The sequence below is a fragment of the Ruminococcus bovis genome, from assembly GCF_005601135.1.
In the GTDB taxonomy this organism is placed as follows: Bacteria; Bacillota; Clostridia; order Oscillospirales; family Acutalibacteraceae; genus Ruminococcoides; species Ruminococcoides bovis.
Genome location: NZ_CP039381.1, coordinates 480,497 through 502,618 on the forward strand (window position 1 = coordinate 480,497; position 22,122 = coordinate 502,618).

Below are 22,122 nucleotides of genomic sequence, written 5' to 3' on the forward strand. Positions count from 1 at the left end.
CAATGAATCATATTCAAAAAGAAGGCTTTTTACACTTGTTTAATAGAAGCGGAAATGTACTTGATTTCAATACATCTGGCTTCAACAGATTCACACAAGAAAGCGTTGGAGTTCCTTTGTGCGAAAAGTACGGACTCTCAAAAGGAAAATCTTTGGAATCTTTTTGTCAGGAAGCGCCAGAGGATGATGTAGAAAAACTTTTTACGGATTTATTAGAGTACTATGAATTCACCATAAAAGGCTCACCGAAAGAAAAAGAATATATACTATGCAAAAACATATCATATAAAAGTCGACTAAATAATGTCCTTTAAAACAATATGAAATGAGGTGAGATAATTGGCTGAACAACTAAGCGGCGTAAACGGCAATATAATACGTTGGGCAAGAGAATTTTATAATATGTCTGAGGAAGAAGCAGCCCGTTCTATCGGAGTTAGTGGTGAAAAGTATTCCGCTTGGGAATCCGGAGCTGAATTTCCTACATACGCAAGGCTCAAAAAAATCAGTGACGTATTTCGCAAACCATCAGCTGTTTTCTTCTTTTCTGAACCTCCGGACATTCCTCCTATCAAGGGCGATTTACGCACATTACCGGATACAGTAGTTGATGGATTCAGCAAAAATGTGATGGTACAACTTGAAAAAGCAAAAGCGTACCAGCTAAATCTGCTGGAACTGTATGAAACATCAAATTGTATTTTTACGAATCGAACAATAATCCCAACTGAAACTAAGCAGTTGTGCAACTACTTGCGCAATATTATGGGGTTTCCGATCAATGCTCAAAAAGGAAGAAAAAACACTAAGGTTGTTTTTGAAATATATAGAGAAAAACTCTACGAATTAGGAATCTATGTTTTTAAGGATTCTTTCAAAGATAACAATGTATCGGGGCTATGTATCAATGATGATTTATTTCCTGTGATCCTCATCAACAACTCTATGTCTTTTGCACGACAGATTTTTACGTTGTTCCACGAGTTCTATCATTTGGTATCTAACACCAGTGGTGCTGAAATAATCCGAGATGACTATTATAAGTATCTGGATATATCTCAATCCATAACAGAAAAAAACTGCGATACATTTGCTAATGAATTCTTAGTTCCCACCGACGATTTCAAATTTGAACTATCTAAAAAGGAAATTGATGATCACAGAATAGCTGAATTAGCTACTCTTTATTCTGTTAGCAAAGAAGCGATAATGTATAAACTATGGACACTGAAAATCATCACTCCTAAAGAATATGAATCACTAAAAGAAACCTTCTACGGTGATGCAATTAGAAATCAAAAAAAGAAAAACGGTGAGAACTCATCTGGAGGTAATTATTATTTTACCAAACTCGCTTATTTAGGATCTTCATACACCGGTGATGTATTCAAGCAGCTATATTCCGGTAAAATAGACAGTTTCCGTGCAAGCGAAATGTTAAACAGCAAGGTGGATCATCTTCCCCAATTAGAAGCTGCATATTTTAGGGGGAATAAATGATGGTATACATACTTGACACTAATATTTTCCGGAAACTCCTTGATCATTTTCCGAAAAAAGGAGTCTATTTTAAACAAGTGTGGCAAGCATTTGAAAACGGAATTCAAAAAGGAATATATCAATCAGTTGATGAATGCTATAACGAGTTAAGTGCTCGTTATGACGATAAAAATGATAATATGCAATGGCTGAAAGCCAATAAAAAAATGTTTCTTGCACCGACAAATGAAGAATCCCAAATAATACGAGTTTTATTTCAGAACCCCAAAATGAGGGAAAGTATCCATACAAAGAACATTATAAATAACCGACCTTCCGCAGATCCTTACATTGCAGCGAAAGCAAAGGCATTAAGCGGAATTGTTGTTACCGAAGAGAAACACAAACCACATTCAGCTCAATTACCTAATATTTGTGAGGAGTTAGGTATTCAATGTATTACTTACGATGACTTTATGGAAATAGTATCAAATGAAAAGGTTGACTAAGTCGCTATCGAGCTATGATGCCATTTTATTTATTAATTTGTAAAGTTCCTTTAGACTATGTAACGGCTGATGCAGCATCGTGACTGCATCAGCCGTTATTTCAAAATTTGTAAATCATCTCTTGATAAACTATTTCTTCTGCACGATTGCGAATGTTATTCATTCGAGCTACCCACAGCATCTGGTTATCTGCTTTGAGCTTTTCGTTGACACCTTCTTGTTTTGCAAGTTGATTTACTAACCGAAAGAACATATCCTCTGCCTGTTCGTCAATATCGGCGAGGTAGGCGGTGAGCTTACAGCTCGTCAGAAGGTTAGTATAAATTATAGGATGATGTTTTTCAAGGTATCTCAAATGCCGTTTGCCCCAAATCCCGATTTCAACCTTCGGCTGTTCGGGTAGCTTCAAATCAGGCAGTAAATAATCTCCCTGCTGTGTGTATGTAATCTTTGTCGCCATAATTCATACCTCCTTGACCTTTATTTTCTTGACTTTGGCTTTCGTGAGCTTGATTAACAGCTCGTCAATGACATCGGTGTACTTGCCTCGTGAAATGAGATCATTTCTCAAATCAATCAGGCTGTTGATAACCGTGCGCCGCTCATCGGGCGTTAGGTAAATGTGGTATTTGGGATTTCTCATAGTCATTTCCTCCTTGACTTAAATTTACATTCACATTATAGGAAGAAATTGAATAAATCACAAATGTGCGAGCGAGAAATGTGTGTAACTGCCGATAAAACCTGAATTCCTCATAAGTCCGTTATGAACACTCGTACCAGCAAATATATGCACCGTTGATACAAAGTCAGCGGTGCATTTTTCCCATTCTTATCACGTTTTTTTAACACAACAAAACAAATGACCATCTTTTTCGTAGCCTTTTTAGGGTTAAACTACGTTAAGGATGGTCTTTTTGTTTTTGTACGATATACATTTTTAACCGTAAAAATTCAACTGCGGTCAACTAATAGACATATGCGGTCAACCTATTGCTTTATTCGGTCAACCAATTAGCTTTTGCGGTCAACTATATACAAATCACAGTTTTACTCTGTTTCTCAGCATATTTCAAAGCGGTGTACGCTCCGCCATAATAAAGGATGTTATTTTCTTTCGATAAAGGATGTTATTTTCTTTCGATAAAGGATGTTATTTTCTTTCGATATTATTGATTTATTAAAAATTATATATTATAATTTATTTAAATAGTATCTAAATGAGGAGGTAACAACTATGAACAATTTAAACCTTATGCCAAACGAAGCCGTAATACTTAAAAATGATAGTGTTTCACGTTACGAAGGTAAGTCCTTTGGAAATTCTGGTGAATTAGTTCTCACAAATATGAACCTATTTTTTATTGTCCAAAAAGGTTTTTTTGGTAATAAACAAGAGGTTCAGAAATTCCCATTAAATCAAGTTAAAGTAATAGATGGAAAAGCTCAATTAAGAGTAAGCAATGACAATAATTTAGAAATATATTTTATGAACGGACAGCAAAGTTTTAGCTTTAGTTCTTTTGGAAAACGCGATTCAGTAAAATGGGCTAACGCCGTTTCAAAGGCATTGACAGGTCATGAGGCAGATTTAACTGATGATGAAAAAAGTTATATAGCTGGTGTAGGCGCAGTAGCAGATACACTAAAGAACACTTTTGGTTCATTCAAAAAAGGACTCGGTATTAACGAAAAGGAACCCGAAAGAACAACCACAAGGTGTATGTCTTGTAGGGCTCCATTGGCAGGAATAAAAGGACAAATAGTTAAATGCAAATATTGCGATACTGAACAGACTATTTAGGAGGCTATAATATGGGTATTATAAAAGCATTTACCGGTGCAATTGGCGGAACATTTGCGGACCAATGGAAAGATATAATTACCGCAGGAAGCTTTGATGAACATACTGCAGTTTCTCCTGGTGTATTAAAAAGCACAAATAATGGACGAGGTACAAACACTAGCGGTTCAGATGGTATTATATCCAACGGATCAAAAATCTATATTCCTGAAAATACAGCTGCTTTCATTTTCAGTCAATCAGGTATCGAAGATATTATTACTGAGCCAGGCGGATATGAATATCAAAACGGTCAAGAAAGTATATTTAATGGTGATGGAGTAAAAAAATCCATCTTTAAGCAAGCTAAAGATAGAATCGGATATGGTGGTATTTCAGCAGATTATAAACAAATTGCTTTTGTTAATCTACGTGAGATAAGAAACATTTACTTTGGAACACACGGTCCCCAAGTGTATAATGACCTTTTCTACGGGGTTGACCTCGAAATCTATTCTTATGGCTCATTTACAGTACAGATTGTTGACCCTGTTGTTTTTGTAAGAAATTTCGTACCAGCAAATGTCAACTATTATTCATTTGACGATTCAAAAGTGCGTGCTCAGTTATTATCCGAGTTTTTGCAATCATTTTCAGTCGCGTTAAACTCATTGTCTAGCACATACAGAGTTTCTCAGTTACCTTCACAAGCAAATGCTATATCAGAACAGATCGCTCAAGATTCATTTAATGCCGGAACATGGCCCGAGCGTTTTGGATTTAAACTAGTAAAAGTTGGAATTGAAAACATCGAGTTCTCAGAACAGTCAAGAGAATTGGTTAACAAATACTCAGCTAATAAGATGAATCTTAGTGCATACGAAGACGTTTCACAAAAAGCCTCAAATATAGCTGCTCAACAAAAGATGGCCGAGGGAGTCCAAACCCATGGCTTTGGCGATATGGGTGGTATGGTCTTTGGTATGAATATGGCACAGGGTATGGCACAAAACACGGGTGCGAATGCTCAGCCTAAACCACAAATGTCTTTCGATGAGCAAATAGAAGCTCTCCAGAAATTAAAATCACTTTTAGATGCAGGTGTTTTAACACAAGACGAATTTGATGCCAAAAAGAGAGAAATAATGGGGTTATAAACTATTAGTTGACCGCATATGTAAAAAACATATTTCATCATCAAAAAACGTATATTGACTTTTGAAAACGTATTTCGCCTTTTAAAAACGTATGTGACACCATATAAGTTGACCGCATATTGAAATTGATAAATCTTTGTATCAAAGCTGTACGGAAAACCCAGCAAAAAGTCAGATTTTATCTGACTTTTTTGCATTTTATGACACAAAAAATCCTTGGCAGACGCGTAAGGTAGGCTCGTGAATTTGTTGGCTATTCTCTACAAATTCATCAATCTGTTTTTAGTGATAATCGCTAAATCAGATTTGCTAAACCTTACGCGTCTGCCAAGCTATTCGGGCTTCATTCTGCGTTTCATAGCGGCTGGGATTATTTGATCGATTACTTCCAAGTCCGCTTGCTGCTCTCCCTCACCGTCATATATTTTCATATGAGTTGTGAAGTCCGCCTGGATTCCTATTCTTATATCCAGCCCGTCAGCTGTTTCGTGAATCACTATTTTATCAATCAGCTGTCTCAGATTTGAATTGCTTACTGCTCCCTCCGCAACGATTTCCTCCATTATTTCCAGAGTGTTTTTCAGCTCAGCCTTTCGTTTTTTGATAGTGTCATCGTAGTTTTCGATTTCATATATTTCGGTTTTAATTTTCTTTATATCACTCTCACAGCTTTCGAGCATTTCGTCATATACTTCGGCGTGTTCCCTGTCCCTGATTCTTTCAAGCAGTATTTCTTTCTGGTCAGTTTTCCTTTGGGCAAGCTCACCCTTTAAGCTCTTAATTTTGCTCGTCACGCTGTTTTTCTGCTTGCGCCATTTACTTACTTCCTCATCAACTTTATTGTAATTATCCTTTGCCTGCTCGCTGATTCTGAGGATTTCACTATAGACCAGCTCATCAAGCTCGCTCTCGTTTATCCTGTGAGGTGTGCAGTTTTCTTTGCCGTAGCGGTGATAACCGTTGCAGCTATACTCTATTCGCTCCGGCTTATTACGCCACCTGCGCCTTATCGCGACGAAGGTTGAACCGCAGTCGCCGCACTTAAGCAGTCCTGAGTATCGGTGACATGGCTTACCTGAGCTCGCCCTGACTTTGCCCTCACGCTTCTGTTCAATCAGCTTCTGAACCTGATTGAATTTCTCCTTTGATATAATCGGTGTAACAAAGTTTTCGTGAACGAACTGTTCCTCTTTTGGCAGGTCTTTTCGGACATGGGTGATTTTGTTATTGTATGTTTTGTGGCAGGTCAGTGTACCGATGTAGAAGTCATTTACCAGAATTCGCTTCACGCCTGTATTATCCCACAGGTATTTAAATCCGATTTTCGGTTTATTGTAGCCGAGATTCTTCCCCAACAGTTTCTTCTGATAATAAGCGGGCGATTTTACGCCTTCCTCGTTAAGAATTCGGGCTATGGCACTAAAGCCATAGCCCTCGAGATACATATTAAATATTCTTCTGACAATCTCCGCGTGCTTTTCAACTACCTTGATCTCACCCGTATTCTTATCTTTAAAATAACCGAGCGGCGGTATCATAACAAAGCCCTTTTTCTGTTTTTGAACCATTCCCGCGCGGACCTTCTTAGAGATATCACGGGCGTACATATCATTGAATAATCCTTTGAATCCAATAATCAAATCGTCGTCCTCGTTACTCGTATCGAGATTTTCGGTAACCGAAAGCACCCGCACCTCGTGTTCCCTGAGATAGTCAATGAAGAGTGCGGTCTGTGTTTTATGTCTGCCGAGTCGAGACATATCCTTAACGATAATCGCCTCGATGGCGTCGTTTTCTACCTGCTCATATATTTTATTAATACCCTCGCGGTTGAAGTGCATTCCGCTGACATTGTCGTCAAAAGACTCACCAACAATGTCATATCCGTTTTTCTCAGCGTACTCCACAAGAATACTTCTCTGGTTTGACAGCGAGTTAAGTTCCTCGTCTTCATCACGTGAGAGGCGGTAATATAACCAAACTTTCATCTCTTTTTCTCCTTTCGTTACGCGGATTTTTTATCAGGAATTATTAATTTCTGAGGCTTGTCGGGGAGCAAACTATTGTCGGTAATGTAGTCTTTAACCACACTTTTAACGAAGGTTTCGAACTGCTCATCTGTCCCGACGTATTTAAAGCATACGCTGTTGATTTTTGTTTTCTTCTCAGTATTTTTCATTTTATTCTCCTTTCATTTAGTTGATACGCGCGTCAGCTCTGACCGCGTCGTTTTGTTGCAAACACAACATATCACAAAGCTTTTTGAATATCCAGACTTTTTTCAATCTTTTTCAATTTTATAAACTCAATCCCATCTGCTGCTCGTAATCCTCCTGCGTACAGTAATAAACAAATGCCTCATTAGTGATTTTTCTGCCGAGGAGTTTTTCGAGTTCACGCTTTTTATTGGGATTGATTTCGTTGATGTAGTCGGGTGTAAAATAATGGTGGAAATCGCTCGGAATTGACGCAAGCAGGTCGCCGATTTGCGATATCAAATCATTTGAGTACGTCATCTTAAAGCTGTCGTTATGAATCGGCGTTGCGTAGTTTTGATATATTTCCGCGATTCCGCTTTCGCATCCACCCATAGCATAATATATTTCAAGATTTTTCTTCAAGAACATCTCATCAAAGAGTTTGATATCACGGCACTTATGACCGTCGGGAGTTGTAAAGGTAATGTATTTATGGTTATCATCCCAACGAACTTTGTAGCCGTAATCCTCCATGCACCCGATAAAACCTTCCTTAGTATCCGTCTCACACAGCGCGTAGTAAGCGTAACGTCTGAGCTCGTCCTTCCACTTTAAGTGGCGGGGATTCCTTGTTTTTACCTCCGTAACACTCAGTCCTTCAGCCTGACAAAGCCTGTTGGAATACTCTTTGAAGCGGAGCATTTCGTCGCGGCTTTGGTGAAACTTCTTTCCGTTTTTGAAGCTGACGGAGTTCAGAATCAAATGATTGTGCAGACATTTTGTATTCGTATGTGTCGCGACTAACACCTGATAATCAGGAAAATACTCGGCTAATTTCATCCCGATTTCATGAGCTTTCTTGGGAGAAAGTCTGTCGTCAAGTGCGAAGGACTGGATGATATGATAGTACATTCTGCCGTCCTCTTTTCCGAATTGTTTCTTGACAAACCTGAACTCTTCGAGTGCGGATTCCGGAGAACAGTTCACGCCGTCAATCAATTTTCTGTTTGTCGCGTCGCTCCGGGTAACGTAATTAAAAATATTATTCATCGGACTGCCCGCGTTAACGAATTTAACGATTGCCATATATCACCCAGCCTTCCCTGTGTTCTGCGCAGATCGATTTCATAGGCTTGTCCCGCGTTAACCGCCCGCGTGAGCTGATTAATGTTGTTACCAATCCGCCGAAGCTCCGCGGCGATTTCGTCCAAGCCCTTGACGGAAACTATTCTCTTTTCGAGAGCACAGTCACGAAGATAATTGCTAACCGTACGGTAACTTTCGAGCGCTTTTCGCTCAATTATTTCCTTTTCTTCTGCTGAAACACGTGTTGATAAAATCAAATCTTTACTCAAAACTATCATTTCCTTTCATTGTGAAATATATGGGTATGGGCTTAGCCCGACTGCCGAAGTCTCGGCCGCCGAAGAAGGCGGTCGTAAGACAAAGGCGAAACTCGCAATAACCAAGATAGCTAAAACTATCCCAAATAAACACGAGTAATTATCTGAACTAAACCCTTGTATAAATTTGGCGTAACTGACGTAACGACGTTAAGAATTCCCCATAAACTCTAAGCTTGACAGGAATTATGTTCCCGTAACTTTAACGTAACACCCGTGATCAAAGTTACGGGAAAGCCGAAATGTGTTACGGAAAAGTTACGCGATATTTTTTATTCGCGTAACGGCTGAACGTCAATTACAGAGCGGGTTCAGCGTATACGGTTACGGGAGTTACGGGAAAATTTCAAGTACATATCATATCTGTAAATAATTACCGTCCTATCATTTTCAGCCCCGCCGTTGATGAATTTTCCTTTATACAAATCCTTTCCAAAGGCGGCTTAGGCTCCACGGGCTCCGTGGTTACGGGAAATTTTAATAACATATCTTATCCGACTTTGATTTTCTGAGCCACATCACCCTTTTGCTTTTGTCGCCGATTCTAATTGGGAAAGTATTTTGATTACCAAATGTATCAATCAAGTCCTCCTCCGCGAGCGCGCGCATTAGTCCGCGCAGCGTAATTGTGAAGCGTGTTCCTTCCTCGTCGCAAAGGCGCTTGACCGCTTTCAGTGCTGAGTCGCAGTTGAGCAGGTAATAATCCTCGTCCTCCCAGCCTATAAACGCTCCGCCTGTGGGCTCGTACAGCTCTCCGCGCTTCATCACATAAACCTGTCCGCTCTCAATCAAAGAGTAGAGCTTTTTAATAAATATATGCGTCGGCTTATCATTCGTTATGCTGTTACATTGTTCGGCGGCTTGGGAATAAAGATACTCCAAAAATTCCTGTCTTAGCTTATCCGATGAAATCGGGTTAAGCATAAAATTTTCTTCCATAAAATCGATGTAGAAATCAAACCCGATTCTCAGGCACGCGACCGCCTCGGGAATACGTCCGTGGCAGTTTGGATACTTCTTAATAAACTCGTCACGCGCGGATGTGAACCTGCTTTTTAAATCGGAGATAAACTCTTTTTCATCAGCCTGAGTGCTGAGATGAAAGGCTTTCAGATACTCGATATAGGCGTACATACAACGCCTGAAACCGCCGCGCTCAGCTTCACTCTGGTAGGCGGAAAGATTGATAAGATCCACGTCGCCGTCCTTTAATTCGAGCGAGAAATAACGAGCCGTACCGCTTTCTCCGACATCGGGAGCGAACTCAGCTGTGATGATAGCGTTACCCTGCGGCGGACGATTTTCCATAAGCGTAGAATCCGCGCGGAGTCTTCCCCTACCCGTTCGGTCGCCATAGGCTCTCATGACTCTGTGTTGTAAATAGATATGACCCATTTTAGGGTAAAAATAAAATACGATTTAATATTTCGCTTGTTTTACTGACTTTTGATTATGAATATTAATTAATGAATGGATTTCAATTCTAACTTTTCACTCAATAACTGCATTGGACTCTTGTAATCAAGTGTTCTCATTGTTTTGTTATTACTCCATTCCAAATGTCCTTTTAATTTTGTGTTTAATTCTTCAATATTTCTGAATGTTTCCCATTCATAGAAATATCTTTGGTCGTTTCTATGACTTCTTTCTACCTTTCCGTTGTGCCAAGGTGTTCGTGGTGGTATTAATTTATGATTTATACCTAGTTTGTTTAATTCTATTTCAAAAGGACTTTTCACTTCACTGCTCTGATATTTATATGTGAACTCTATTCCGTTATCTGTTTGAATAGTCTGTATTTTAAACGGAAATTCTTTCAATAACATTTTCAAGAATTTGGTTGAGTTTTCAGGTGTATGTTCTTCAAACCCATATACAAATCTCATCCTTGTACATTCATCTATTGCAGTCCATTGATAAAAATGCTTTCCGTCCCTTAAAGCCTTACCTCTTAAGCAATTATATGGCACTTCTTTTACATCTATCTGCACCTTTTCTCCAGGTATTAACAGTTCCGGATATCTTCTATGCTTACGGCTCTTTTTCTTGGTCTTTTTATATTTTACTAAGCCCATTCTTTTAGCTGCATATATCATTCCTGAGTAGCTTCTTGTATATCCTTTTCTCTTTAAATCACTGTATACTCCATCCCATCCATATCTTTCATAGCACTTTTTGAAAGAATTTCTAATTTGTCTTTCTTCTCTTTTTGTGTGCCTGTTAGGATGACTATGTGGTCTGTGTGATTTAGGCAATAGCGATTGCCAGGTACCGTCATATTGTTTACACCATCTCTTTACGCTTGAAAGACTTACACCGTACATTCTACTTGCTTTGCTTTTTCCTTTTCTTATTGCGTATTTTACTACCGCTTGCTTTTTCTTTGCTTCTTGTGTTATCATATTCATGAGGAGTACTTCTTTCTTAGGTTAATGTTTTTTAGCGATTCCATTATACCATATTTTGAAGTTACTCCTCTTTTTTATTGGGTCATATCATTTTAGCACATACATTCGGTCGCCATAGGCTCTCATGACCGACTGTGCTGTAGATGTTAGCTTCTTTTCCTCATCACGACCGCTCGGATGAAAGTCGTCGATACAGGTCAGCACATCCTTGAGCGTAAAGGCGTTATGAAGAATAGAATTCGCTGTATCTCGGAAGCTCAACGGCAAATCGCTCGCAGTAAATTGACCGAAGAACGAAAGAAATAACGCTGCTAATGTGCTTTTCCTGGTTCCTGTATGACCGACTAAGAACAGAACAAATTTTGGTTCACAGCCCGTTCTTTTGAGGAATTCATTAAGCGGAGTAAGGAACGTAAAGGCAATAAGTGAATAGAGAATCTCCTTTTTGACAGGTGGGATCTCGTGCATCATAAAAACGTTTGCGATATCCTGCTCAGAAAAATTCTGCTCGGTTGAGTAGTGCTTCAATTTACCCGAAAGATCTACATCAAAGCGGCTGTCATTCGGCAGAAGATAATGCCAGTGGTTATCGATTTTCTTCCAGCCCGTAACGGTATAAATACATTTCTTATCCGCCGCAGGCGCTGTAAGCTGAATAGCGTGGCGGACATTATCTTTAACGTTTTTGCCAACCTCCAAAACGCATTCAACTCCCCATTTGTCGAGTAGCCAGTTAAACGAGCCGAGCTCCGAGCCGTTAATCTCAATTTCGGGTAGTACTCTGCCGCCCGCGAGCTTTCCACCGAGGCGTAATCTTTTAGTTGTTTCCACGCCGTCAACGACGGTAATTTCGCTTAATAGGCGTGGCGTGAAGTTACAGAGCTTTTTGTCGTAATAGCCCTGCTTTGAGTTAATCTCCATACAGAGATTACCGTCTATTACCTTATACGGCTTAAAGTATAATAATTCATAATCAATATCGTCTATTTTAAACTCCTCCTTTTAAAAATTCTTTTCTAATTTCAAACAGAAAGGCTTTTGCAAAAGCTCCATTGGAATCTCACCACCGCGGGGATTTCCCGCAGCCGCCCTCATTGCCTGCGACGCTTCTAACGCTCGGACTGTGACTGGACGGAAGTATCATTGTCCTCTCTGCAGGTCGTGGCTTTCCTTAGGTTTGCCTCCTGCGGTCGAAGTCTTGAAGGCTCATTTGAGCGTCCGCTTCTGTAGCTCGCTGGCAGAGAGAATGTTTCCTGTTTGCTGTATTCAATTGTCAAGGTTCATTGAAGGGAGTTTCACTTACTACACTCAAAACGTATAAACCCGATCCTGTTTTTGGGGACCATAACTTTTTCAGCAAATCGTCCAAAAACTAAATGCTGGTTTTGTAGAAATTGCTATTCGAAAATAACTCCCTTCACCTACCGCCATAAAACAAGGGGTTTGAGGGGTCAATTTTAGAAGCTGTAACTATATTTCAGCGAAACATCCAAAAACTAAATGCTGATTTTGTGTAAATTGCTATTCGAAAATAACACCCTTCACCTACCGCCATAAAACAAGGGGGTTGAGAAGTCATTTTCAGAAAATGTAACTTTTTTCAGCAAAACCTCCAAAAACTAAGTGCTGGCTTTGTATAAATTGCTATTCAAAAATAACCCCTTTCACCTACTGCACTCAAAAAGGGTATTTGAGGGGTCATTCTCAGAAACTGTAATCATTTTTCGGCGTTTTCACCAACTGAGACTGTTTAGTTTTATTCAAAATGACAATTGTATAAAGATAAATAAAAAAGACCCGCGACTATTAAATAGTCACAGGTCGTATTCATTGTTTTCACCGTAGCAGATTTTAATAAGCTATCTTCAAAAACTTCTGCTGCAACACATACAAAAGCGCAAGCGCGAAATCCTTTCAAACAGATTCCACGCCTGCGTTTTATTTTGCCCACACTTCGCGACAAATCGCCTGTATGGGATTTATTATATTATATCGGATACGGATTCGTTTTCGGATAAAGCCCGACCAACGCCGAAAGAAACGGAGACGGTCGCCCGCCTCCGTTAAAAGATTTGATATATGATTATTTTTCTTGCGAAGAACTATAAAATACAATTATTACAATAAGCATTTAATCTTATCCCAAGGAGACATCCAGAGTCATCATTACCGTAAATCCGACAGCAAACATTATTACTCCGATATTCGAATCTGTTATCATGATACCAGATAATACAAGCTTTGTCTATATAGAAACAGGACGATTTTCATCGTCCTGCTTCACTATAAGTCAATCTATAATCTAATCTCTCTGTTTCTGAAAGCAATCGTAACAAAAACTGCGGAAAAGGATTGTAAATTAGTTGACTAATCGCTTCTCCTATGTTATACTGCCAACAACAAACCGCATAGGAATGGGACTTGCGGCGTTTCACCGACGGGGCGCGAGCATCAGGTCCATATGAATGAAAATTCGTGCAAGTTCAAGTCTTGTTAGGTGCACCATTAAAAAAGGCAATACATTAGTATTGTCTTTTTTTATTATACAAGCAATGCAACTAACAAGACTTGAAGGTGACGAGAACGACTGCTGCCGGTGGCAGATGAAAGGAGTTCGAGGAAGAGCTACAACAGGGAGTTTGAGGAAGTGCATTTATGCACAACGATAAACGACCATGTTGTACTTGGAGTTAAGAAAATAATTCTGTAGATTATTTTTAGGGAGGGCGTAGATGCCTCTTTCCTTTCGTATTTGTGCTTAATAAGCGAGGTACGCACCCTTTTAAGATGTATCATTGTTAGGTGCACCATAAGAAGTGGAAGTACATATGTACTTTCACTTTTTTATATACCGGCAATGCAACTAACAAGATATAATTATTACACAAACAAATTAGGTTTATTCAATTTTGTCTGTTGGTAAAGGTGAGAATGATAAATTAGGGTTTGTGGGTGTGAATTATAACAAAATTTTGGCTCACAGTCGTAGGGGCGAACATTGTTCGCCCGTTTAATAGTAAAATGTTTTATGTAACTTAGTCCTATGTAGAAACTAAAAATTATAACTTACCATATAGGGCAAAGTACCTATATAAAGGCTAGTTTGTAACGGGACATCAATGATGTCCCCTACACCTGTAACTCATAATTTTTCTTATATTTTATAGTTAGAAATAGAGGAAAGTTTCAGCTATGATGATATTTTAAACAAGTTTAAAATATCAATCACTCCTTCCGTCTTTGCATACGCAAAGCCACCTCCCTCAGCGAGGGAGGCTACAAGGTATGTACATTTTTTAAATTTGTACATATTATGTTTGGCTTCCTCAGACGAGGAAGCTGTCGATTGTAAATTGACGGTACGGCAATTTACCTTTTATAAATCGACTGAAGGAGGGAAAAAACTATAAATTAGTTGAATTAATCGGTTAATATCTAATTAACCTATATTACATAAACATCCCCACAAATCCTAATTTATATTGCTGATTTATCTTAACCCACAATCAAAATTGAAAAGATAAGTTTATTAAACTAACCTTTACCCACAGACAAAATTGAAAAAACCTTATTTGTTGAATTATTACTGAATAGTTCACACAAAAATAACCCCTCACGATTGTGAGGGGTTTTGTATTTCATAATCAATTGAAATTTACAAATCTAATAGAAACTTTTTACTGAGATTGTTCTTCTTTTAGACTTTTATTTATTGGTTTACGGAAACCAATATTTTTATTTTGCAAAATTTAAAATATATTTTCTAGGACTAATATAATCTAGGGACAAATACATTTAAACTTGCATCATATTCAAGTACAACACTAAAGCGAACTGACAACAATGTTATTCTATTAAAGACACACAAAACAGAACTTATTATCAGTTTCACTTTAGTTTGCACATTAATTTTATTTCACTATGTTAATTAACTATTGTTAATTATTCACCATAGTAAGCCTTTAGATACATTTCCTTAATTTCTGAGATTAATGGGTATCTTGGGTTAGCACCTGTACACTGGTCATCAAATGCATCTTCACACATACTGTCTAGTGTTTCTAGGAACTTATCTTCTTCAATGCCGTAATCCTTGATTGTCTTCTTAATGCCAACTCTTTCCTTTAGCTCGTCAATCATCTTGATTAGGTTTTCTACCTTTTCTTCATCTGTCTTACCCTTTACGCCTAGGTATTCACCGAATTCAGCATATCTTCTCATTGTGTGTGGGTAAGCATACTGGCTGAATGTACCCATCTTTCTTGGGCATTCTGCAGCATTGAATCTGATTACTAGGTCGATTAGTAGAGCATTTGCAATACCGTGTGGTAGGTGATGGTAAGCACCTAGCTTATGAGCCATTGAGTGACATACACCTAGGAATGCATTTGCGAATGCCATACCTGCCATTGTAGCTGCGTTAGCCATCTTTTCTCTTGCTACCGGTTCGTTAGGACCGTTATCGTAACATGTTGGTAGGTATTCAAAGATTGTCTTTGCAGCCTTTAGAGCTAGACCGTCTGAATAATCTGTTGCCATAATTGATGCATAAGCTTCTAGAGCATGTGTTAGTGCGTCAACACCTGATGCAGCTGTTAGACCCTTAGGAGCTGTCATATGCATATCTGTATCAACAATAGCCATCTTTGGTAGTAGCTGATAGTCAGCTAGAGGGTACTTAATACCACTCTTTTCGTCTGTGATAACTGCGAATGGAGTTACTTCTGAACCTGTACCTGCTGATGTTGGAACTGCAATGAAGTAAGCCTTCTTACCCATTTCAGGGAATGTGTAAACTCTCTTACGGATGTCGATATATCTCATAGCCATATCCATAAAGTCTACTTCAGGATGTTCATACATTACCCACATAATCTTACCGGCATCCATTGCTGAACCACCACCGATTGCGATAATGCAATCAGGTTCGAATGCTGTCATCTGCTTTGCACCTTCCTTAGCACAAGCAAGTGTTGGGTCTGGAGCAACATCAAAGAATGTTGTATGAACAATGCCCATTTCGTCTAGCTTATCTGTTACAATCTTTGTGTAACCATTCTTGTATAGGAACTGGTCTGTTACGATAAATACTCTCTTCTTACCCATAACATCTTTTAGTTCCTGTAGTGCTACTGGTAGGCAGCCCTTCTTCATATATACCTTTTCAGGTGCTCTGAACCAAAGCATATTTTCCCTTCTCTCTGCTACTGTCTTAATATTAATTAAGTGCTTTACGCCAACATTTTCTGATACTGAGTTGCCACCCCATGAGCCACAACCTAGTGTTAGTGAAGGCTTTAGCTGGAAGTTATATAGGTCACCGATACCACCGTGTGATGATGGTGTATTTACAAGGATTCTACATGTCTTCATTCTGTTTGCGAATGTATCAATCTTATCCTTTTCTGTTACTGCGTTACAGTATAGAGAAGATGTATGACCGTAACCACCATCAGCGATTAGGTGTTCTGCCTTATTTAGAGCATCTTCAAAATCTTCTGCCTTATAGAAAGCTAGAACAGGAGAAAGCTTTTCGTGAGCGAATTCTTCTGCAATGTCAACGCTTTCAACTTCACCGATGATAACCTTTGTATCAACAGGAACATCAACACCTGCTAGAGCAGCGATTGTGTGAGCTGACTGACCAACAATCTTAGCATTTAGAGCACCGTTGATGATGATTGTCTTTCTTACCTTTTCTGTTTCTTCAGGGTTTAGGAAGTAACAGCCTCTGTACTGGAATTCCTTCTTAACCTTTTCATAAATATCCTTAACAACGATTACTGACTGTTCTGATGCACAAATCATACCGTTATCAAATGTCTTTGAGTGGATGATTGAAGATACAGCTAGTAGGATGTCTGCTGAGCTATCAATGATAGCAGGAGTATTACCTGCACCAACACCTAGAGCAGGCTTACCACTTGAATAAGCAGCCTTAACCATACCAGGACCACCTGTTGCTAGGATAATGTCTGATTCTTTCATTAGTAGGTTTGTCATATCAAGAGAAGGAATATCAATCCAACCGATGATGTTTTCTGGAGCACCTGCCTTAACAGCTGCATCTAGAACAACCTTTGCTGCTGCGATTGTGCTTTTCTTTGCTCTTGGGTGAGGGGAAATGATGATACCATTTCTTGTCTTTAGAGAGATAAGTGTCTTAAAGATTGCTGTTGATGTTGGGTTTGTTGTTGGGATAACTGCACCTACAACACCGATTGGTTCTGCAACCTTGATTGTACCGAAACTTTCGTCTCTTTCGATAATGTCACAAGTCTTTGTGTTCTTGTATGCGTTGTAAATATATTCTGCTGCGTAGTTGTTCTTGATTACCTTATCTTCTACTACGCCCATACCTGTTTCTTCTACTGCCAGTTTAGCCAGAGGAATTCTTGCCTGGTTTGCTGCAATTGCTGCTGCCTTGAAGATCTTGTCAACCTGTTCCTGTGTGTATGCTGAGAATTTCTTCTGTGCTTCTCTAACCTGTGCTAGTTTTGCTTCTAGTGCTTCTACTGAATCTACAATATTGCTATCTTTTACTTCTGTTACAACAGCTTTTTCTTCTGTTGCTTTAGCATTGTTCTTGCTATTCTTAGCCATAACTGAATCTCCTTAAATTCTTAAATAAATCCGTAGCTTTCCTACGGTTTGTTAAAATTTTAACACATTTAATCATACAAGTAAAATCTAAAATATGCATAACAATATATCAAAAATGATATAACTAAATAATTGCCTATATTTCGTGAAAAATATAGGCAATTTCTTGGTTATTATTTAGTTTTAATGTTCCTTAATAGAATTTTCAAGCTCATTTATAAATAATTCATCGAAAGAATCTAACTTTTGTTTTTTTCGATAAATCAGCACATCCTTGTACATTCCCACCTTGTCACTGCATTTTATTTCTTTTAAGCCATAAATATTAAGCAAATGCTTTGGCATTGGGGATACAAACATACAAGTGTTTTTCACTTTACTTAACAATTCAAGCTGACTTGCTCTTTCATAAACAAAGATATGTCTTTCATTATTATAACCCATATCTTCTTTCTGTAAATCATGTGCCGGTAATGAGGGTACATATGGATCGGCATGGCTTATAATAATATAATTGCTTAAATCTTCTGTTGTGACACTATTTTTTAAAGCTAATGGGTCATTCTTTGACACAACAATATTGTACTTAAATTGAAAAATATCCTTAGCCTCTAGTTTCTTTTCTTCAAGGTACTTTTTAAATGTTTCTTCATAATTCACATCATATCGTACAATACCCATTTTAAAGTCATTTTCCAATATATTGCGAATTGCTTGTTGGTTGTTGGTTTCTTGATAATAAATTTCTGCTCTTTTATCTTCATCAATTTTGCTACAGAAATTTACAAATGCTGATGAAATGTAGCTTGACCTTGGAACAGAAATTGAAAACTTTTGAGTGTTTCTCTTATTCTTAGAAAAAAGATTTTCCACCTGATCAACCTGTGCAAGAATTTTCTTTGCATAACCTAGGAATTCAATACCCTCAGGAGTAGGAATCATACCCTTGGAAGTTCTTTGGAAAATCTTTACACCCATTGACCTTTCAAGTTCTTTAATTGCTCTGGAAAGGTTAGGTTGACCCATATATAAATTCTCGGCAGCCTTGTTAATAGACTGAGTTTTCTCAATTTCTATTGCGTATTTTAAGTGGAGTAAGTTCATCTCCACACCCCCTATTAAATAAAAAGATTAGCTATTCTCAAGTTCTTCCCACTTCATAAATGCTTCTTCTTGGGAAGTTTGAAGTTCGTTTAGCTTTTCCGTATATTCCATAAGTTTCTCATAATCCGAAGTGATACTTTCATCAGCTAACATACTTTCTGTTTGGGCAATTTCTTCATCAAGCTTTTCAATTAAGGCTTGAATTTTCTTAATGTCATTTTGCTTTTTACGAATCTTAGCTCTTTCTTCTTTTTCCTTTTTATAATCATTAACCTTTGGTTTATCGTTTCTAACCTTTAGTTCAGGTGTATCAACAGGATTGTCCTTTGTTCTTTCTATAAAGTAATCGTAGTTTCCAAGATACTCAACAAAGCCTTTGTCTGTCATATACAAAATTCTATCGGCAATTTTATTTACAAAGTATCTATCGTGGCTGATTACAAGCAAAGTGCCTTCATATTCATTTAAAGTTTTTTCAAGACTTTCTCTTGAAAAAGTATCTAGGTGGTTGGTAGGTTCGTCAAGTAACAGGAAGTTATCTCCACTTAACATAAGTTTTAGCAAGTTAACTCTTGCCCTTTCACCACCGGACATTAGCTTTAACTTTTTAAATACTTCATCACCTCTAAAGCGAAATCTGCCTAAAGCAGTTCTAACTTCAGTTTCTGTCATATTAGGGAAAGTATCGTAAACTTCTGTATAGGCATCATTCTCTAGGTTTAAGTTGCCTTGCATTTGGTCAAAATAACCAATCTTTACACCTGTACCATAGTCAATATAACCACTATCAGGCATTTCCCTACCCAATAACATTTTAAATAAAGTGGTTTTGCCAATACCGTTGCCACCCATAATAACAACCTTTTCACCTTTTCTGATATGGAATGAAAGGTTACTGAAAAGATGATTATTGCCAAAAGACTTTTCAAGGTCTTTGCACATTACAACATCATTGCCACTTTCTTCATTTACATGGAACTTAAATCTTAAGTCGTGATTTTCTTCTTCCGGTGGCACTAGTTGTGCTTTTATTCTGTCAATTTCTTTCTGCTTGCTGGCAGCAGTAATATAGTTACGCTCTTGTGACCATTCAATCTGTTGTTGAATAATACCCTCAAGTCGCTTAATTTCTTTTAAATCGTTTTCGTATTTATTACGGATACTTTCTTGGTCTTTTTCTTTCTTATCCATAAAGGCTGAGTAGTTACCCTTATACATAATTAAGTGATTACAATAAAGTTCCATTGTTCTGTTTGTAACTGCATCAAGGAAATATCTGTCATGGCTGATAATAATAACACTGCCGTCAAAATCTTTCAAAAAGTTTTCAAGCCAAGATACTGCATTAATGTCAAGGTGGTTGGTAGGTTCATCAAGGAGAAGAATATTAGCACCTGAAAGCAATAGCTTTGCAAGGCTAAGTTTACTTTTTTGTCCACCTGAAAGTTTAGAAACTTCCATATCGAAATCTTCCTCAGTAAAACCTAACCCGATAAGTGAACTTCTTGTTCTGCTTTTATAAGTTAAGCCACCCTTATCCTGAAACTTTTGAAGTAACAAATCCTGCTTTTCTATTAAAGAATGTATATCATCAGTTGCATTTTCTATTTGTTTAGGAAGTTCTTCAAGCTCCTTTTCCATATCTATTAATGGTTGAAAGACAGAAAGCAACTCCTCATAAACTGTTCTGTTTAAGCTGGTACAAGCGTGTTGTTCCATATAACCTACAGTTGTATTTTTGCTAACAGTAACTGTGCCGGTATCCGGTGAAAGTTGTCCTGTTAAAATTTTAAACAATGTGGTCTTGCCACTACCGTTTGCACCGATAAAGCCTATTTTGTCTTTTTCTTCTACTGTAAAAGTAATACTGTCAAACAGCTTCCTCTCTATAAAAGACATACTTAAATCATAAGCTGATAATACAGACATTTTGTCACCTCTCCATTTCTTTAACCTTTATTTTACAATATTATTCTAAAAAGTGCAATTAATTTTGACATATCTACTTTTTTGTTATATCCTAATATATAGAATTTTTGAGGAGAAAGAAAAATGGAAAATACAAAATGGGTATCAACTTGGGCTAATGCCACTTCTATTATCACTCGTCAGGTAGAGAACTACACAAAGGATATAACACTTCGTTATCCTATTAAATCTGCTTTTAAGAGTAGCAAACTTAGATTTGGTTTTTCTAACTTTTGTGGTACAGAAAGCATCACAATCACTTGTGCTACTGTTGCAAAAAGTGATGATAAAGGTAACTTACTAAGTGACACAACTGCTATTACTTTTGACGGCAAAGAAAGTGTTACTATTGAAAAGGGTATTGAAATTAAAAGTGATGAAATTCCTTTCAATATTAACAGTGATGAATATATTTCTGTTAGTTTCTACTTAAAGGACTTTACAGAAACAAGATCTGCAGTACTTGTTACAGGACCATTATCTAAGGGTTATTATGCACTTGGAAACAATGTTAATGAAAAGGTATTACCGGTTGAAAAAATGAAAAGTACAAACTGGTTCTACTTCTTAAACAATGTTGAAGTTTTAACAGAAGAAAAGAACAAAACTGTTATTTGCTACGGTGACTCAATTACTGCACAATCATGGCCTGATTACCTAGCAGAAAAATGCTTTGAAAATTACAAAGATACTGCAATTGTTAGAAGAGCAGTATGTGGCACAAGAATTTTAAGACAATATGAGTGTATTCAATACGACAGTTACGGACTAAAAGGCAGTAACCGTTTTGAGAGGGAAATCTCTTCCGTTTCAGGTGCTGATACTGTTATTATTCAGCATGGCATTAACGATATTATTCATCCTGTCGGTGTTGAGAACAATGTGTTCAGACCTTGGAGTGACCTACCTACTGCTGAGGAAATGATTGCCGGTATTGAAGAATACATTAAAATTGCAAGAAACCTTGGCTTAAAGGTTTATGGTGGCACGCTTCTACCAATTGAAGGTTGGAGAACCTATGCAGACTTTAGAGAAAAGCTAAGAAATGAAGTTAACGAGTGGATAAGAACCACAGATAAATTTGACGGTGTTGTTGACTTTGATAAGGCACTTCGTGACGAAAATAATCATTCTGCCTTTAAGATTGGTTATGATAGTGGTGACCACCTACACCCATCAGAAATTGCCTATAAAGTTATGGCAGAAACAGTACCTGAAAGTATTTTGGAGTAAGGTTTATTTTAAATTTTATTGTGTGATTTGAAAATTCAGTTTTATAAATTAGGGTTTGTAGTGCTAAATGTAAAGTGTTAAATTTTAGCAAATAAGGCTCCCTTTACACAAGGGAGGACAGTTAGTCTAAGCTAATTCTAAATATCTACCACAAAACAAGGTGTGTTCTAACCCCACAAACCAAATTTATCTAACTAACCTTTACGCACAATAAGAATTAAAAACTAAATTATACAACTAAAATTATACAACTAAAATTATACAACTAAAATTATAC

The 22,122-nt window shown here is 37.7% G+C and carries 18 protein-coding genes; 6 read left to right on the plus strand and 12 right to left on the minus strand.

The genetic code is table 11. From position 1 onward, the window contains the following. Window positions 1-2 precede the first annotated feature (2 nt). The 3 genes from E5Z56_RS02370 to E5Z56_RS02380 are packed head-to-tail and all read left to right on the plus strand — an operon-like array spanning window position 3 to window position 1,988. Window positions 3-314 carry a hypothetical protein gene (locus E5Z56_RS02370; protein ID WP_138156352.1) on the plus strand — a complete coding sequence of 104 codons (312 nt, stop codon included), beginning with the start codon at window positions 3-5 and terminating at the stop codon, window positions 312-314. A gap of 25 nt (window positions 315-339) precedes the next feature. Beyond that, window positions 340-1,500, plus strand: coding sequence for an XRE family transcriptional regulator (locus tag E5Z56_RS02375; protein WP_138156353.1), 1,161 nt, complete (start codon window positions 340-342; stop codon window positions 1,498-1,500). Further along, window positions 1,497-1,988: a DUF4411 family protein gene (locus E5Z56_RS02380; RefSeq protein ID WP_138156354.1), complete on the plus strand. Its 492-nt coding sequence runs from the start codon at window positions 1,497-1,499 to the stop codon at window positions 1,986-1,988. Before E5Z56_RS02375 ends, E5Z56_RS02380 begins: the two co-directional genes overlap by 4 nt. A gap of 100 nt (window positions 1,989-2,088) precedes the next feature. On the opposite strand, the gene E5Z56_RS02385 is transcribed toward E5Z56_RS02380, so the two are convergent. Continuing rightward, on the minus strand, window positions 2,089-2,448 hold the full coding sequence (locus E5Z56_RS02385) for a TnpV protein (RefSeq protein ID WP_138156355.1): 360 nt from the start codon (window positions 2,446-2,448) through the stop codon (window positions 2,089-2,091). A gap of 3 nt (window positions 2,449-2,451) precedes the next feature. Then, complete coding sequence (locus tag E5Z56_RS02390; protein WP_138156356.1) at window positions 2,452-2,631, minus strand: hypothetical protein; 180 nt, start codon at window positions 2,629-2,631, stop codon at window positions 2,452-2,454. Window positions 2,632-3,225: 594 nt separating this feature from the next. Between E5Z56_RS02390 and E5Z56_RS02395 the strand changes: the two genes are divergently transcribed. Both E5Z56_RS02395 and E5Z56_RS02400 read left to right on the plus strand, forming a co-directional pair. Then, window positions 3,226-3,792 carry a hypothetical protein gene (locus E5Z56_RS02395; protein ID WP_138156357.1) on the plus strand — a complete coding sequence of 189 codons (567 nt, stop codon included), beginning with the start codon at window positions 3,226-3,228 and terminating at the stop codon, window positions 3,790-3,792. Between the two features lie 11 nt (window positions 3,793-3,803). Further along, window positions 3,804-4,928 (plus strand): SPFH domain-containing protein, encoded by a 1,125-nt coding sequence (locus E5Z56_RS02400; RefSeq protein ID WP_138156358.1) that lies wholly within the window; start codon window positions 3,804-3,806, stop codon window positions 4,926-4,928. 332 nt (window positions 4,929-5,260) lie between these two features. Here the strand turns inward: E5Z56_RS02400 and E5Z56_RS02405 are convergent, their stop codons facing one another. From E5Z56_RS02405 to E5Z56_RS02445, 10 genes are all read right to left on the minus strand, one after another. Continuing rightward, window positions 5,261-6,916 (minus strand): recombinase family protein, encoded by a 1,656-nt coding sequence (locus tag E5Z56_RS02405; RefSeq protein WP_138156359.1) that lies wholly within the window; start codon window positions 6,914-6,916, stop codon window positions 5,261-5,263. 17 nt (window positions 6,917-6,933) lie between these two features. After that, window positions 6,934-7,107 (minus strand): hypothetical protein, encoded by a 174-nt coding sequence (locus E5Z56_RS11625; protein ID WP_175405347.1) that lies wholly within the window; start codon window positions 7,105-7,107, stop codon window positions 6,934-6,936. A gap of 118 nt (window positions 7,108-7,225) precedes the next feature. Further along, window positions 7,226-8,212 carry a relaxase/mobilization nuclease domain-containing protein gene (locus tag E5Z56_RS02410; protein ID WP_138156360.1) on the minus strand — a complete coding sequence of 329 codons (987 nt, stop codon included), beginning with the start codon at window positions 8,210-8,212 and terminating at the stop codon, window positions 7,226-7,228. Continuing rightward, window positions 8,173-8,481: a MobC family plasmid mobilization relaxosome protein gene (locus E5Z56_RS02415; RefSeq protein ID WP_175405348.1), complete on the minus strand. Its 309-nt coding sequence runs from the start codon at window positions 8,479-8,481 to the stop codon at window positions 8,173-8,175. Before E5Z56_RS02415 ends, E5Z56_RS02410 begins: the two co-directional genes overlap by 40 nt. A gap of 525 nt (window positions 8,482-9,006) precedes the next feature. Beyond that, the gene (locus E5Z56_RS02420; protein ID WP_138156362.1) at window positions 9,007-9,837 is read right to left on the minus strand and encodes a hypothetical protein; all 831 of its coding nucleotides are present in this window, start codon (window positions 9,835-9,837) and stop codon (window positions 9,007-9,009) included. A gap of 155 nt (window positions 9,838-9,992) precedes the next feature. After that, on the minus strand, window positions 9,993-10,931 hold the full coding sequence (locus E5Z56_RS02425; RefSeq protein WP_175405349.1) for a DDE-type integrase/transposase/recombinase: 939 nt from the start codon (window positions 10,929-10,931) through the stop codon (window positions 9,993-9,995). A 93-nt stretch (window positions 10,932-11,024) separates the two neighbouring features. Further along, entirely contained in the window at window positions 11,025-11,858 is an 834-nt protein-coding gene (locus tag E5Z56_RS02430; protein WP_138156364.1) for a hypothetical protein, read from the minus strand. A 3,021-nt stretch (window positions 11,859-14,879) separates the two neighbouring features. Continuing rightward, complete coding sequence (adhE, locus tag E5Z56_RS02435) at window positions 14,880-17,540, minus strand: bifunctional acetaldehyde-CoA/alcohol dehydrogenase (protein ID WP_138156365.1); 2,661 nt, start codon at window positions 17,538-17,540, stop codon at window positions 14,880-14,882. A 183-nt stretch (window positions 17,541-17,723) separates the two neighbouring features. Further along, window positions 17,724-18,644 (minus strand): LysR family transcriptional regulator, encoded by a 921-nt coding sequence (locus E5Z56_RS02440; RefSeq protein ID WP_138156366.1) that lies wholly within the window; start codon window positions 18,642-18,644, stop codon window positions 17,724-17,726. A 27-nt stretch (window positions 18,645-18,671) separates the two neighbouring features. Continuing rightward, window positions 18,672-20,573: an ABC-F family ATP-binding cassette domain-containing protein gene (locus E5Z56_RS02445; protein ID WP_138156367.1), complete on the minus strand. Its 1,902-nt coding sequence runs from the start codon at window positions 20,571-20,573 to the stop codon at window positions 18,672-18,674. Between the two features lie 123 nt (window positions 20,574-20,696). On the opposite strand from E5Z56_RS02445, the gene E5Z56_RS02450 reads away from it, so the two are divergent. After that, a complete protein-coding gene (locus tag E5Z56_RS02450; RefSeq protein ID WP_138156368.1) occupies window positions 20,697-21,845 on the plus strand; it encodes a GDSL-type esterase/lipase family protein in 1,149 nt (382 codons plus the stop codon). Window positions 21,846-22,122 lie beyond the last annotated feature (277 nt).